A 13218-nucleotide genomic window follows, 5' to 3' on the forward strand; every position below is an offset into this window, starting at 1 on the left:
TCACTCACGATCGAAATCCTGCCACCGCCCGCACCCCCTCCCACGCCGATTGACGCTAACCGTCAATCCACGCGACACGCGGCGCCACCTGGGCGGACCGTACCGGCCATGAGCCCGATCCAGGAGAAGTCCGGCCACGACACCGCCTCCGTCCCCACCACCGAACCGCCCGCCCCGCCGGCCGGCACCGGCCGGGTCGGCCCGTCCGCGCTGCTGGGCCTGCTGACCGCCGCCGGCGGCCCCCGGTACGCGGCGGCCGTCGCCGTCGACGCGGTGGGCGGCGGCATGCTGCGCCCGTTCCTGCTGCTGTACGGCGTCGGGATGCTGCACCTGCCCGCCGGGGCGGTCGGCCTGGCCCTGTCGGCCGGGATGGTCGCCGGGCTGGTGATGGTGCCGCTGACCGGCCGTTGGATCGACACCGGCGCCCGCACCCTGCCCGCCGCCGTCACCCTGCTGCTGCGGGCGGCGGGCGCGCTGGTCCTGCTCGCCGCGGACGGGCTGCCGCTGTTCACCGCGGCGGCGGTGCTGTTCGGCATCGGCAGCCAGTCCTGGCCGACCACCCACACCGCCGTGGTGAGCACCCTGACCGAGGGCCGGCTGCGGGACGCGGCGCTGGCCGCCGGGCGCTCGCTGCGCAACGCGGGCATGGGCGCGGGCGCCCTGCTGGCGACGGTCGCGGTGGCCGGCGGGACGGACACCATCCGGGTGCTGGCCGGGCTGACCGGCACGGCCAGCCTGCTGGCCGCCGCCCTGGTCGCCTCGCTGCGGGTCCGGGCGCCGCAGACGGTGGCGGAGCGGGCCGGGGAGGCCGGGGACGGCGGCGAACCGCTGCGCCGGATCACCCTGTTGAGCCTGGCCAACCTGCCGTACGCGTTCTGCTTCGACGTGCTGGAGGTGGCGCTGCCCGCGCTGCTGGTGCTCCAGTTGCACGCCTCCGCGGCCTGGTCCTCGGGCGTGTTCGTGGGCAACACCGTGCTGGTGATCGCGCTGCAGCTGGCGCTGGTGCTGCGGTTGGCGAAGCGCTCCCGGCAGTCGGTGCTGGCGGCCGCGGGGGCGACGCTGAGCCTGTCGTACCTGGGTTTCTGGGCGGCCGGGTCGCTGGGCGGGGTCCCGGGCACGGTGGGCATCGTGCTGGTGTCCGTGCTGTACACGCTCGGCGAGATCCTCTACACCGGCTCCGGTACGGCCCTGGTGGCGGCCATCGCGCCGCCGCACCTGCTGGGGCGGGCGGTGGCCCGCTGGGAGCTGTCGATGGGGGTCGGCCGGGCGGCGGCTCCGGCGGTGCTGACGGCGCTGCTGGCCGCGGGGCCGGGTCTGCTGTGGGGCGGGCTGGCGGTGACCACGGCGGTCGGGGCGCTGGCGCTGCTGCGGCTGGCCCGTACGGAGGAGTAGGGCGCAGCCCGTCGATGGGATGATCATCCGCATGGTCCTGACCCCCTTCCAGCAGCAGCTCCGCGACCGGATCCTGGCTGCCGAGGTGATCCCCCCGCCGGCGCTGTGGCGGCAGGTCGGCCGGGGGATCGTCCCGGTCGGCGGGCTGCTCGGCATCGGCTTCGCCGTCCACCCCGACACCGGGCACGACCTGGTGCTGACCGTCTCCAGCAGCGGGCACGGCCTGTTCGACGCGGTGACGGGCGAGAAGCTGGAGCGCGAGTACGACCCGGAGGAGGACCCGGACGGCCCGGACCTCTCCTGCCCCGGCCTCGGCCCGGTCGCCGGCCTGCGGATCCCGGTGGCCGGCCTGTGGGGCGGCGGCCTGCACAGCGGGACGGACGACGGCTGGTCCGTCGACGTCCCGGCGCCCGAGTGGCCGCACCACCGCGTGCTGCTGGTCGGCGGCACGGCGCCCGAGCGGGGCGGGCAGCACGGGGAGACCTGGTGGCACGTCTTCCACTCCTCCTGGTCGACCTTCCGCACCGCCGGCTTCTCCCCCACCGGCCGCACCCTGGCCGTGGCCACCAGCAGCGACCTCACCCTCTGGACCAGGCACTGACGGCCGGACACTGACCGCCGGCACTGACGCCCGGGCCCCGACCGTCCGGGCGCCGACGTCCGGGCGCCGACCTCCGGGCACGCCGGTGGCCGGAGGCGCCGTCCTCGGCTCCTCCGGCCACGTCGTCAGGTCAGGCGCTCACGCGCGGGGCGGTCCGTCAGGCGCGCCCCCCGTGGACCTCGGGCACCGGGATGCGGTCGGCGTTCGTCCCCCACGGGTGGTCCGGCGGGTCGCACGGCTCGGGCGGGCACGGCTCCGGCGGGCAGGGCTCCGGCGGGCACTTGCTGTCCGCGACCGTGATCTCCACACACGGGCAGTCCTTGGTCAGTTCGACCGTGGACACCGCGTCCTGCGGCAGCTCGTACCCGGGGGGAGCGACGACCTCCTGCCAGTAGTACGTCCCCAGCGGGAGGTTGTCCGCCGAGCACACGCCGTTGACGTCGGTCGCGCACAGCGGGCCGACCGCCGTGTCCGGGTTGGCCCCGGTGGTCTGTAGGCCGGGCACGCCGTTGGTCTCCCGCCACAGCTGGAAGACGGCTCCGGCCAACGGCTTGCCCGTGTCGGCGTCCACCTTGGTGACGGTGGTCTTCCCGGTCTGCGCGGCCGTCTTCCGGTCCTTGACGGTGACCGGGACGTTCTGCCCGTTGGTGTCCAGCACGACGGTGGTCACCGGCTGCTGCGGCAGGTCGTACCCGGCCGGGGCGGCCGTCTCCTGCCAGTAGTACGTCCCCAGCGGCAGACCCGTCACCGAGCACACACCGGTGTCGGACGTGACGCAGGGCGAACCGACGGCCGTGTCCGGGTTGGCCCCGGTGGTCTGCAGGCCCGGTACACCGTTGGTCTCCCGCCACAGCTGGAAGACGGCTCCGGCCAACGGCTTACCCGTGTCGGCGTCCACCTTCGTCACCGAGGTCGAACCGGTCGGCGTGACCGTCTTGGAGTCCTTGACGGTGACCGGGACGTTCTGCCCGTTGGTGTCCAGCACCACCGTCGTCACCGGCTGCTGCGGCAGGTCGTACCCGGCCGGGGCGGCCGTCTCCTGCCAGTAGTACGTGCCCAGCGGCAGGCCGTCGGCCGAGCAGACGCCCGAGGCCGGGGTGGTGCAGGGCGAACCGACCGCCGTGTCCGGGTTCGCGCCGGTCGTCTGCAGGCCGGGCACACCGTTGGTCTCCCGCCACAACTGGAAGACCGCACCCGCCAACGGCTGCGAGGTCGCCGAATCGACCTTCGTCACCGAGGTCGAACCGGTCGGGGCGACGGTCTTGGTGTCCTGGACGGTCACCGGGACGGTCTGCCCGTTGGCGTCCAGCACCACCGTCGTCACGTTCAGGTCGGGCAGCTCGTAGCCGTTGGGCGCGGAGACCTCCTGCCAGTAGTACGTGCCCAGGGGCAGGCCGTGCGCCGCGCAGACGCCGTCCGCCCCGGTGGTGCAGGGCGAGCCGACGGCCGTGTCCGGGTTGGCACCCGAAGTCTGCAGCCCGGCGACGCCGTTGGTCTCCCGCCACAACTGGAAGACCGCACCGGCCAGCGGCTGCCCGGTGGCGGAGTCGACCTTGGTGACGGTCGTGGAGGCGGTCGGGGCCGCCGTCCTGGTGTCGGCCACCGTCACGCCGACGTTCTGCCCGTTGGTGTCGAGCACGACCTCGGTCACGTTCTGCTGCGGCAGGTCGTACCCGGCCGGGGCCGCCGTCTCCTGCCAGTAGTACGTGCCCAGCGGCAGGCCGGTCGCCGAGCAGACACCCGAGGCCGGGGTCGTACAGGGCGAGCCGACCGCCGTGTCCGGGTTCGCACCCGAAGTCTGCAGGCCGGGCACACCGTTGGTCTCCCGCCACAGCTGGAACACCGCACCCGCGAGCGGCTGGGAGGTCGCCGAATCGACCTTGGTCACGCTGGTCGACGCGGTCTCGACGACCGGGCTCTTGGTGTCGGCGACGGTCACCGGGACGGTCTGCCCGTTGGTGTCCAGCACCACCGTCGTCACCGGCTGCTGCGGCAGGTCGTAGCCGGGCGGGGCCGCCGTCTCCTGCCAGTAGTAGGTGCCCAGCGGCAGGTCACTGACGGAGCAGAGGCCGTCCGGACCGGTGGTGCACGGGGCACCGACCTTGGTGTCCGGGGTGGTGCCCGTGGTCTGCAGGCCGGCGACGCCGTTGGTCTCCCGCCACAGCTGGAACACCGCACCCGCCAGCGGCTGCGAGGTCACCGAGTCGACCTTGGTCACGCTGGTCGACGCGGTCGAGATCGGCGGGCTGCCGCAGTCGGGCAGGTCGCCGTTGAAGGGGTAGGCGTGGAACTCGGTGCCGGTCATGCCGGAACCGGAGTTGTGCAGCAACGAACCGGTGGTGAAGAAGCGCCCGTTCAGGCCGGGCAGGTTCATCGTGCTGGTGCTGGCCGGGTTGCCGACCAGCACGCTGCCCTGGAACTGCCCGGAGCCCGTGAGGGTGACGGTGCTCGCGGTCGGGAAGTTCCACAGCAGACGCGGGCGCAGCCGGTTCCACGGGTCGTTGTCGTCGAAGCTGCCGCTGAAGGTGTTGATGGTGCGGGCGCCGCCGGTGAGGTTGACCAGCACCGTGGCGTTCGCGGGGATGTTGGCGAAGGCGACGCCCTGGGCGCCGCCGCCGTTGCCGACCAGGTCGAAGTCGACGTTGAAGACCTGGAGCGCGGAGCTGCCGTCGCCGGTGAACAGGGTCTGGTAGCCCTGGTTGACGGCCGTCCCGGTGGCCGGGCGGGGCGTGCCGACCCCGGCGTAGCACTCGCTCGCGGACTGCAACTGGCCGCGCAGCGGCGTGTAGGCGGCGACGGCCTGGGCGTCCTGGACCGTCGTCCCGGTGATGGTGCCGGTGGCGGTGCCCGCGTAGCGGACCACGCCGCCGTCGGCCAGGAGCCGCTGGCCGGGGGCGACGGTGACGTTGCCGCCGGCGGTGAGGAAGTCCGCGCCGTCGGGCGGGGGCACCCGGGAGCCGACGCCGACGATGCCGATGTTGTACCCGGAGCTGGCTCCCGCGGCCTTGTTCTGGGAGAAGCTGCCGAGGGTCACCACGTGGCCCTCGGCCTCGGCGGCCGAGCCGCCGACGTTGAAGTCGCCGCCGACGAAGATGTTGATCCCGGCGTCGCGGCCCGCGAAGGGGCCGTTGTTGACCGGGGGGAACGGGGCCGGGCAGTCCGCGCCCAGGCAGGGCCCGAGCCCGCCGGGCAGGCCGGCCGCCGAGGCCTGGGTGGGTGCGACGAGCGAGATGGCGAAGGGTACGAGCGTCAAGGCCAGGGCGGAACTCATCGCCTTGCCTAGTCGGCGTCTCCAGCCGGTGGTCGGGGCCGCCGGTCTCTGACTGGGCTTCACCTCGGTCCTCTCATGACGTGAACACGATGGGGCCCTGGCAGTCTCCTGGGGCGCGGCCGGGGCGACCGGCGACGCGCACGGGATGTCCTCCGAGCACCGCCCACAGAGCACCCGATCAGCTTTCCCGGCATGCGCGGGCCGGTTCCGGCAGGGATGCTGGCGACGAGGCGTGCCCGGCCCGAGGAGGGACCCAGAAGCATGAGTGCACTCGACTTCGAGATCATCGACGCCCCCGACAGCTCGCTCAACAAGACCGCCGTCCTGGTCACCGGACCGAACGACGCGCTGCTGGTGGACGCGGGGTTCACCCGGTCCGACGGGCGCCGGCTGGTCGAGCGGGTGCGCGCCGGCGGCAAGCGGCTGACCACCGTCTTCGTCAGCCACGGCGACCCGGACTTCTACTTCGGCGCCCAGGAGCTCCAGGACGCCTTCCCCGGGGCACGCTTCCTGGCCACCGCCTCGACCGTCCAGCACATCCAGGACACCTACGAGTCCAAGCTGCGCGCCTGGTCGCACCTGGGCCCCGAGCTGCCGACCCGGCTGGTCCGGCCGGAGGTGCTGACCGGGGACGAGATCGTCTTCGAGGGCCACCGGTTCGAACTGCGCGGCGCCGACTTCCACCTCCCCGACCGGCACTACCTGTGGCAGCACCACCACCGCGCGGTGCTCGGCGGGGTGCTGCTCTTCGAGGGCCTGCACGTGTGGACGGCCGACACCCCGACCGCGGCCCAACGGGCCGCCTGGATCGACCTGTTGGACGGCATGGAGGCCCTCCACCCGACCTGGCTGGCGGCCGGCCACCGGGTCGCCGACGCGCCCACCGACCTCAACGCCCTCGACCACACCCGCGCCTACCTGCGGGCCTTCGAGACCGAGTTGGGCCGGGCCGCGGACGCCGCCGCCGCGAAGGAGGCGCTGGAGCGGCGCTTCCCGGACCTCGGGCTGCGGATCGCCGTCGACATCGGCACCAAGGTCGCCATGGGCGAGATGGCGTGGGGTTGAGCGCGCGATGATCGAGATCCCCAGGGACGTCGCCGGCTTCGCCGAGTCCGCCGCCCCCGCCGACGTGGTGCGCCGCCAGTACCTGGCCTCCGCCCGGGGCGACCTGGCCGCCCTGCGCAGCACCCTCGCCGACGACGTCGAGTGGACCGAGATGGCCGGCTTCCCGCTGGCCGGCACCTACCGCACCCCGAAGGGCGTCACCGCCAATGTGATGGAGCGGCTGGCCGCCGAGTGGGACAACTGGACGGCCCACGACGACCTGTACGTGGTGGACGGCGAGAACGTGGTGGTCCTGGCCCGCTACACGGCCGTCCACAAGGCCACCGGACGGCCGCTCGCGGTACGGGTCGCCCACCACTTCGTGGTGCGCGGCGGCCGGATCGTCCGCTTCGAGCAGTTCACCGACACCGCGCTGGTCAGAGACGCGGCGACGCCGTGAGGCCCGTCGTCGAACTCCCCCCGTTCACCCGTACGGGCGAGCGCGGCGCGGCGCGCCCGGCGCGGTCTCGACACACCACCCGTTCGGCGGCAGGCTGACCCCGGATCGTCCACGGAGAGCAAGGAGTCGGGCATGGCGGGCAGCGAACGGCCGATCGTGATCGTCGGGGCCTCCCTGGGCGGCGCCAAGGCGGCCGAGGCCCTGCGCGGGGCCGGGTACCGGGGCGGCATCGTGCTGATCGGCGAGGAGCACGAGCGCCCGTACGAGCGCCCGCCGCTGTCCAAGGGCTACCTGCTCGGCAAGGAGGCCCGGGAGAAGCTCCACGTCCACCCGCCGCAGTGGTACGCCGAGCACGACGTCACGCTGCGGCTCGGCACCCCGGTCGTCGCGATCGACCCGGCCGCCCGCACCGTGACCCTCGCCGACGACGGCGAGATCGGCTACCACAAGCTGCTGCTGACCACCGGCTCGGTGCCGCGCCGGCTGCCGGTGCCCGGCGCGGACCAGGACGGCGTGCTCTACCTGCGCCGGGTCGAGGACAGCGACCGGATCAAGGCCGTGCTGCGGCCGGGCGCCCGGATCGCGGTGGTCGGCGCCGGCTGGATCGGCCTGGAGGTGGCGGCCGCGGCCCGCGCGGCGGGTGCCGAGGTCACCGTCCTGGAGTCGCTGGAGCTGCCGCTGCTGCGGGTGCTCGGCCGCGAGGTCGCCCAGGTCTTCGCCGACCTGCACCGCGACCACGGCGTGGACCTGCGCTTCGGCGTGCAGGTCGCCGAACTGACCGGCGCCGACGGCACGGTGGGCGGCGTGAAGCTCGCCGACGGCACCGAGCTGGCGGCCGACGCAGTGGTGGTCGGCATCGGCATCTCCCCCGCCACCGCGCTGGCCGAGGCCGCCGGCCTGGAGGTGGACAACGGCATCAAGACCGACCAGCACCTGCGCACCTCCGACCCGGACGTCTACGCGGCCGGCGACGTCGCCAACGCCTACCACCCGCTGTTCGACCGGCACCTGCGGGTCGAGCACTGGGCCAACGCCCTCAACCAGCCGCAGACCGCCGCCCGGGCCCTGCTGGGGCAGCCGGACGCCGTCTACGACCGGGTCCCGTACTTCTTCTCGGACCAGTACGACCTGGGCCTGGAGTACGTCGGCTACGTCGAACCCGGCGGCTACGACCGGGTGGTCTTCCGGGGCGACCCGGCCACCCGCGAGTTCATCGCCTTCTGGCTCTCCGGGGGCCGGGTGCTCGCCGGGATGAACGTCAACGTCTGGGACGTGGTGGACCCGATCCGCGAACTGATCGTCTCCAGGCGCGTAGTGGACGCCGACCGCCTGGCGGACCCGGCCGTCCCCCTCACCGACGTCTAGGCCGCGGGGCGACGGGGTACGGGCTTGCCGTCGCCGGACACGGCCGTCGAGTGTTGCAGGGAGTGCAGGATCGCGAGGCCCTGGCTGACGATGCCGGCCGCCATCTGGTTGACGCCGTCGCTGCCGTTGAGGACGGTGAGTTCGGCTCCGGACATGCCCCGGGCGGCCGCGTCCGCGAGGGCCGGAAGGTTCTCCACGATCCGGTTGGCGGCGATGAGTTCCTGGTTGCCGCCGCGCAGGGAGTCCGCCCGGGCGGTGTTGGCGTCCGCCTGGGCCTGGGCGAGCGCCCGCTCACTGTAGGCGTTGCCGTCCGCCTCGAACTTCACCCGGTCACGGGCGGCTTCGGCCAGCGTCCGCTGCCGGTACGCCTCCGCGTCCGCCGGGCGCCGCACCTCCGCCTCCAACTGCTGCGCCGCCAGCCCGGCCCGACGCTGGGCGAGGGCGGTCTGCTCCTCGATGACGTCCTGGGAGGCCCGGGCCTCGGCGAGCGGGCCCGCCTGGGCGGCGCGGGCCCTGGACTGCTCCGTCTCGGCGAGGAAGCCGGCCCGCTTGATCGCGGTGTCGCGCTCGTACTCGGCCTTGAGGGCGGCCGCCTGCTGCTCCCGTTCGGTGGCCTCCTGGTCGGCCTTGGCCTGGGCGATCCGGGCCTGGCTGGCGACGGCCGCCACGTGCGGCGCGGCCAGGTTGTCGATGTAGCCGGTCGAGTCCTCGATCTCCTGGATCTGCAGCGCGTCGACCACGATGCCCAGCTTCTCCATCTCGCCGTGGCTGCCCGCCATCACCTCCTGGGCGACCCTGCTGCGCTCCCGGATGATCTGCTCCACGGTCAGCCCGCCGATGATCGACCGCAGGTGGCCGGCGAAGATCCGGCCGACGAGCTCCTCCATCTGGTCCTGTTCGGAGAGGAAGCGGCGGGCGGCGTTGGCGATCGACACGGCGTCGTCGCCGACCTTGAAGACGCAGACCGCACGCACGGTGAGCCGGATCCCCTGCTGGGTGACGCAGTCCTCGGCGATCTCCGCCTCCCGGAGGGCCAGGGAGAGCATCCGGACCTTCTGCTTGACCGGCAGGACCAGGCTGCCGTGGCCGGTGACGATGCGGAACTGGGTGTCCTGCGCCTGGTGCTTGGAACCGGAGATGAGCATCGCCTCGTTGGGCGCGGGAACGTGCCAGAAGAACATGATCGACCACCTGACCTGTTGGGCCACCTGACCTGCGGGATTGCGACGCGCGCCTCAAGGGCCGTCCTAGGCCGGCAGGAGTTCGACGATCACCGAGCGGGCCGAGAGCGCGTCCACCACGACCACCCGGACGTCCCGGCCGACCGGCTCCGAGCACCAGGCCGCGAACACCTCCGAACCGCCCCTCAGGGCCACCAGCACTTCACCCGGACCGTCCAGCGGAATGGGCACCGTCACCTTGCCGACGGCCCCGACCGGGCTCTGCCGGGCGTCATCGGCCGGGGACGTACGCGCATGCGCCACCGGCGCCTCCGGTCATCAGGTCCGCCGCACCCGGGCCGTGCACAGCCGCCCGGCGGCCGAGCACCCTGAGAAGCCCGGGCCGCCGACCGTGTCACGCACCGGGAACACCTGCGGCATCCGCCGACGGCAGTGATGCCTCGACGCCTTCCACGGTACTCCGGCCGCAGGCCCGCAGTGGACTGAACCATTCCTGGGGGTCAGGACCGCCCGCCCTCGGCGATACTGGGAGTTCGGGGAGTCTCGGGGCTGGCATTCGGGCTGGTATTTGGGCTGGGAGGCGTGCGGTGGGCGGGACGGCCGGGTTCGCCGTGGTGGTGTTCGGGGCGCTGGGCGGCGTGGTCGCCTACCTCGCCGGAGTGGTCGGGCTGCGCGAGTTGCGGCGGCTGCGCCGGGTCGGGGTCCCGGTCCCGGCCCTGGTGCGGTCCCGCGTCGCGACTCCGGAGGACCGGGCGCTGCCGCCGCGGCCGCTGCTCCAGTTCGAGACCGCGGACGGCCGGGTGGTCGAGGTGTTCTCCCCCGTCCCGTCCACCGCCCGCCACCCCCTGCCCGACGGCGGCTACGTCCCCGTGCGCTACGACCCGGCGGACCCCCGGCAGGTCCTGGTGGACGGGCGGGAGCGGGTACGGCTGGAGTACGGCTTCGTCGCGCTGGGCCTGCTGATGGTGCTGGCCTCGATCACCCTCGGTGCCGCTGTGCTCTGAGCTCGGTCACCGCGCCCACGACCGGATGACAGCTCCCCGTCTGGCCTGCCGCGCCCGCTCGGCCCGGAGCGCGCGTCGCCTCGCGCGCAGCCGACGCGAAACCGGCCGCTGGCTGATGTGGACGAACCACCAGTCGCCCGGCTGGTAGCGGAGAAAGATCCACACCCGGTAGATCCGCCCACCGAGGCGGGATTCGATGAAGTCGTCCATGTCAGCCTGCTTTCGCCCAGGTTGGCCACACCCCGGGACCGTGCAAGCGGTCGCCGGGTTCTTCCGTCACTCCACCACAAACGCGCTACCCTGGAGTGACTTGACTATGAGTCAGTCAAGTTCAGCGATGCGCCCATCACATGCCTGTGCTGCACAAGTGGGAGGTCAGACGGGTGACCAGGGACGAACGACCCGAGTACTTGACTCCGCTGCAGCGTTTCGGCCATGAAGTCAGAGAGGTCCGACGCGGTCGCAATATCACACAAAAAGGCCTAGGAATGGCGACCGGCTATTCCGAGGGGTACGTCAGCAAGGTCGAGAAGGGCACCATGATGCCCTCGGAGAGATTCGCTCAGAAGTGCGATCTCGTATTTCAGACTCACGGCCTCTTCACTCGCCTCCGCGAGGGGATCGCAGAGAGCGAAAGTCCCCCGTGGTTCGTTCCTTACCTCCAGCTGGAATGGACCTCGGCCGGGATCTTCGACTTCTCGGCCACCAGCATCATGGGAATCTTCCAGACCGAGGACTACGCACGAGCCATCTTCCGCGCGGGGCACCCGCGCGAGTCGCCAGAGGTGGTACACGGCAAGGTGGTGGCCCGCATGGCTCGTCGAAAGCTTCTGGAGAAGCCGGATCCCCCCATGTTGTGGGTGGTCCTCCACGAGGCGTGCCTGCGAACCCTGGTGGGCGGCCGGTCGGTCATGGCAGCACAACTGGAGCACCTCCTGCGGTCCGCGGAGTCCCCGGCCGTCGACTTTCAGGTGATCCCGTTCTCTGCGGGAGCAGTTGCCGCCCACACGAACCCGTTCACGCTGCTCACCTTCGAGTCAGCACCCACCGTGCTGTACGCGGGCGACCCGCAGGGCGGGAAGATGTATCGGTCAAGCGAGCTGGTCACCAGGTTCTCGCAGAACTGCGACAGGCTGCGCGCCCACGCACTGGCCCCTGACGACTCGTTGACCCTCATCGACCAGGTACGTAAGGAGCATCTGCTATGAGCCGGCTACGCCATCACATAGGCACCCACTGGGAGAAGTCGTCCTACAGCGGCTCGGACGGCGGACAGTGCCTCGAATTCTCACGGACCGCCGCCGCACACGGCCTCGTTCCCGTCCGCGACTCCAAGGACCCCGAAGGACCGTCGCTGCTCTTCTCCGCCGACGCCTGGACCGCGTTCGTCACCGAGCTCAAGTCCGGCAAGCTCTCAGCCTCCTGAGCCCTGCCCACTGCATCCACCCAACGGTGCGGCGGACTCCCGCTGAGCGCGCATTTCCCACTGCCCACCGCACGACAAGCCAGGAGCAGGAGATATGATCAACTCCCGCACAAATATTTCCACTTGGCGCAAGAGCACCTACAGCAACGGGGATGGTGGACAGTGCGTCGAAGTCGCCCACAACTACTCCGGGATCGTGCCCGTTCGCGACTCGAAGGACCCCGAAGGGCCGTCCTTGCTCTTCCCCACCGACGCCTGGGCGGCGTTCGTTTCCGGGATCAAGGCGGGCGACTTCTGACGCAGTTCAGCCGGGCCGCCCCACCGCGCGGTGGGGCGGCCCGGAGTCAGTGTCCGCTGACCTCGCCGGGCTCCCCGTCCAGCGAGAGCAGCATCAGCGCTGGGCTCACCGGGTCGGCCGAAACGCCTGACAGCCACTACATGCACACGACACGATGATCGCCCGTAGCCACGCGCGATTGCCGAGTTCACAGGGAGCTTCGTGGAACCCCTACAGTTCATCGGGATCATCTCCAACACGCCAGAGGTCGACTCGCCGACGATCTGGCGCGACCCGGAGAACGGCGACCTCCTCATCCAGTCGTACAAGGCCAGCGACGAGGACTTGAGGCGCTGCAAGGAGGTCGGTTCGATTCCCGGGCACTCGACTGACGTGCCTGAGCACGAGACCGTGATCCGCCTCCCGGAAGAAATGATCAAGTACGTCGTGGACCTCGCCGCACGGCTGGCGACTCAAGAGAACGAGAAGGAATAGCGTGGCCAACCCGATCGCCTCGGCCATGGCCGAGGCCAAATTCTCCGCCGTGCACCTGGAGATGCGTGACAGCTACACGCCGAACGACCCACAGTTCCGGCGCTATCGGGAGGGTCTTCGCTACGGCCCGGACGACCGCCCGGAGTGGTTCCAGAACTGGACCGCCTTCGCCGGGGAGGTGATCAACCGTGGCGTCATCATGCGTCGGGCCCGGATCGTCTCCGAGCCGGTCACGGAGTACATCCGCTACGAGCACCACGTGACATTCCTGAACCTGGCCATCGGTGAGCAGGTCCGCTGGCTTCCGCGCCGGTTGGCGGCAGACATCGCTCTGCCCGGAACCGACCTGTGGATGTTCGACGACTCCAAGATCATGTTCACCTTCTTCTCCGGCGACGGAGATGTGGTGGACCGGGAGTGGACGACCAAGCCTGACGTCGTTCGGCTCGTGAAGAATGCCTTCGAGACCGTGTGGCAAAGGGCGACTCCGCACGAAGAGTACGTGCTCAAGTAACCAAAAGAGATGCGTACTTCTCGCTCATCGAGCGTTCAGCAGGCCCGGAAGGCGCTAGCAGATCGGCTACGCGAGATCCGTCAGGATGCACACCTGACAGTGAGGATGTTCATGAGCGGTTCCCGGGCAGGTCTGACTCAACCTCTGACTGACCTCGGGTCCTCAACCGGATCTGTCGGCCTCGTCCG

General features: G+C 71.5%; 15 protein-coding genes. 11 read left to right on the forward strand and 4 right to left on the reverse strand.

Going from position 1 to position 13218, the window contains the following annotated elements; translation table 11 throughout:
- Positions 1 to 108 precede the first annotated feature (108 nt).
- Positions 109 to 1392 carry an MFS transporter gene (locus tag ACFC1T_RS24095; RefSeq protein ID WP_375891676.1) on the forward strand — a complete coding sequence of 428 codons (1284 nt, stop codon included), beginning with the start codon at positions 109 to 111 and terminating at the stop codon, positions 1390 to 1392.
- Between the two features lie 31 nt (positions 1393 to 1423).
- Positions 1424 to 1993: a hypothetical protein gene (locus ACFC1T_RS24100; RefSeq protein ID WP_375891678.1), complete on the forward strand. Its 570-nt coding sequence runs from the start codon at positions 1424 to 1426 to the stop codon at positions 1991 to 1993.
- A gap of 157 nt (positions 1994 to 2150) precedes the next feature.
- Here ACFC1T_RS24100 and ACFC1T_RS24105 read toward each other — a convergent pair whose 3' ends face one another.
- Complete coding sequence (locus ACFC1T_RS24105) at positions 2151 to 5246, reverse strand: SpaA isopeptide-forming pilin-related protein (RefSeq protein ID WP_375891680.1); 3096 nt, start codon at positions 5244 to 5246, stop codon at positions 2151 to 2153.
- 279 nt (positions 5247 to 5525) lie between these two features.
- On the opposite strand from ACFC1T_RS24105, the gene ACFC1T_RS24110 reads away from it, so the two are divergent.
- The 3 genes from ACFC1T_RS24110 to ACFC1T_RS24120 all read left to right on the forward strand — a co-directional run bounded on the left by ACFC1T_RS24110 (position 5526) and on the right by ACFC1T_RS24120 (position 8133).
- Positions 5526 to 6329, forward strand: a complete 804-nt coding sequence (locus ACFC1T_RS24110) for an MBL fold metallo-hydrolase (RefSeq protein WP_375891682.1) — start codon at positions 5526 to 5528, stop codon at positions 6327 to 6329.
- Positions 6330 to 6336: 7 nt separating this feature from the next.
- A complete protein-coding gene (locus tag ACFC1T_RS24115; protein WP_375891684.1) occupies positions 6337 to 6768 on the forward strand; it encodes a nuclear transport factor 2 family protein in 432 nt (143 codons plus the stop codon).
- Positions 6769 to 6900: 132 nt separating this feature from the next.
- Positions 6901 to 8133: an NAD(P)/FAD-dependent oxidoreductase gene (locus tag ACFC1T_RS24120; protein WP_375891685.1), complete on the forward strand. Its 1233-nt coding sequence runs from the start codon at positions 6901 to 6903 to the stop codon at positions 8131 to 8133.
- Here the strand turns inward: ACFC1T_RS24120 and ACFC1T_RS24125 are convergent.
- Both ACFC1T_RS24125 and ACFC1T_RS24130 read right to left on the reverse strand, forming a co-directional pair.
- Complete coding sequence (locus tag ACFC1T_RS24125) at positions 8130 to 9314, reverse strand: SPFH domain-containing protein (RefSeq protein ID WP_375891686.1); 1185 nt, start codon at positions 9312 to 9314, stop codon at positions 8130 to 8132. The genes ACFC1T_RS24120 and ACFC1T_RS24125 overlap by 4 nt on opposite strands.
- Positions 9315 to 9380: 66 nt before the next feature.
- A complete protein-coding gene (locus tag ACFC1T_RS24130; RefSeq protein WP_375891688.1) occupies positions 9381 to 9617 on the reverse strand; it encodes a hypothetical protein in 237 nt (78 codons plus the stop codon).
- 284 nt (positions 9618 to 9901) lie between these two features.
- Here ACFC1T_RS24130 and ACFC1T_RS24135 point away from each other — a divergent pair, with 284 nt between their 5' ends.
- Positions 9902 to 10318: a DUF3592 domain-containing protein gene (locus ACFC1T_RS24135; RefSeq protein WP_375891690.1), complete on the forward strand. Its 417-nt coding sequence runs from the start codon at positions 9902 to 9904 to the stop codon at positions 10316 to 10318.
- Between the two features lie 6 nt (positions 10319 to 10324).
- On the opposite strand, the gene ACFC1T_RS24140 is transcribed toward ACFC1T_RS24135, so the two are convergent.
- A complete protein-coding gene (locus ACFC1T_RS24140) occupies positions 10325 to 10528 on the reverse strand; it encodes a hypothetical protein (protein ID WP_375891691.1) in 204 nt (67 codons plus the stop codon).
- 173 nt (positions 10529 to 10701) lie between these two features.
- On the opposite strand from ACFC1T_RS24140, the gene ACFC1T_RS24145 reads away from it, so the two are divergent.
- From ACFC1T_RS24145 to ACFC1T_RS24165, 5 genes are all read left to right on the forward strand, one after another.
- The gene (locus ACFC1T_RS24145; RefSeq protein ID WP_375891693.1) at positions 10702 to 11526 is read left to right on the forward strand and encodes a helix-turn-helix domain-containing protein; all 825 of its coding nucleotides are present in this window, start codon (positions 10702 to 10704) and stop codon (positions 11524 to 11526) included.
- Positions 11523 to 11744 (forward strand): DUF397 domain-containing protein, encoded by a 222-nt coding sequence (locus tag ACFC1T_RS24150; RefSeq protein ID WP_375891694.1) that lies wholly within the window; start codon positions 11523 to 11525, stop codon positions 11742 to 11744. The genes ACFC1T_RS24145 and ACFC1T_RS24150 overlap by 4 nt, the downstream gene beginning before the upstream one ends.
- Positions 11745 to 11838: 94 nt before the next feature.
- Positions 11839 to 12042, forward strand: a complete 204-nt coding sequence (locus tag ACFC1T_RS24155) for a DUF397 domain-containing protein (protein ID WP_375891696.1) — start codon at positions 11839 to 11841, stop codon at positions 12040 to 12042.
- A gap of 201 nt (positions 12043 to 12243) precedes the next feature.
- Complete coding sequence (locus tag ACFC1T_RS24160; protein WP_375891697.1) at positions 12244 to 12516, forward strand: hypothetical protein; 273 nt, start codon at positions 12244 to 12246, stop codon at positions 12514 to 12516.
- Between the two features lies 1 nt (position 12517).
- Positions 12518 to 13030 (forward strand): DUF6879 family protein, encoded by a 513-nt coding sequence (locus ACFC1T_RS24165; RefSeq protein ID WP_375891699.1) that lies wholly within the window; start codon positions 12518 to 12520, stop codon positions 13028 to 13030.
- Positions 13031 to 13218: the final 188 nt, after the last annotated feature.

Source organism: Kitasatospora sp. NPDC056076 (assembly GCF_042266305.1).
In the GTDB taxonomy this organism is placed as follows: domain Bacteria; phylum Actinomycetota; class Actinomycetes; order Streptomycetales; family Streptomycetaceae; genus Kitasatospora.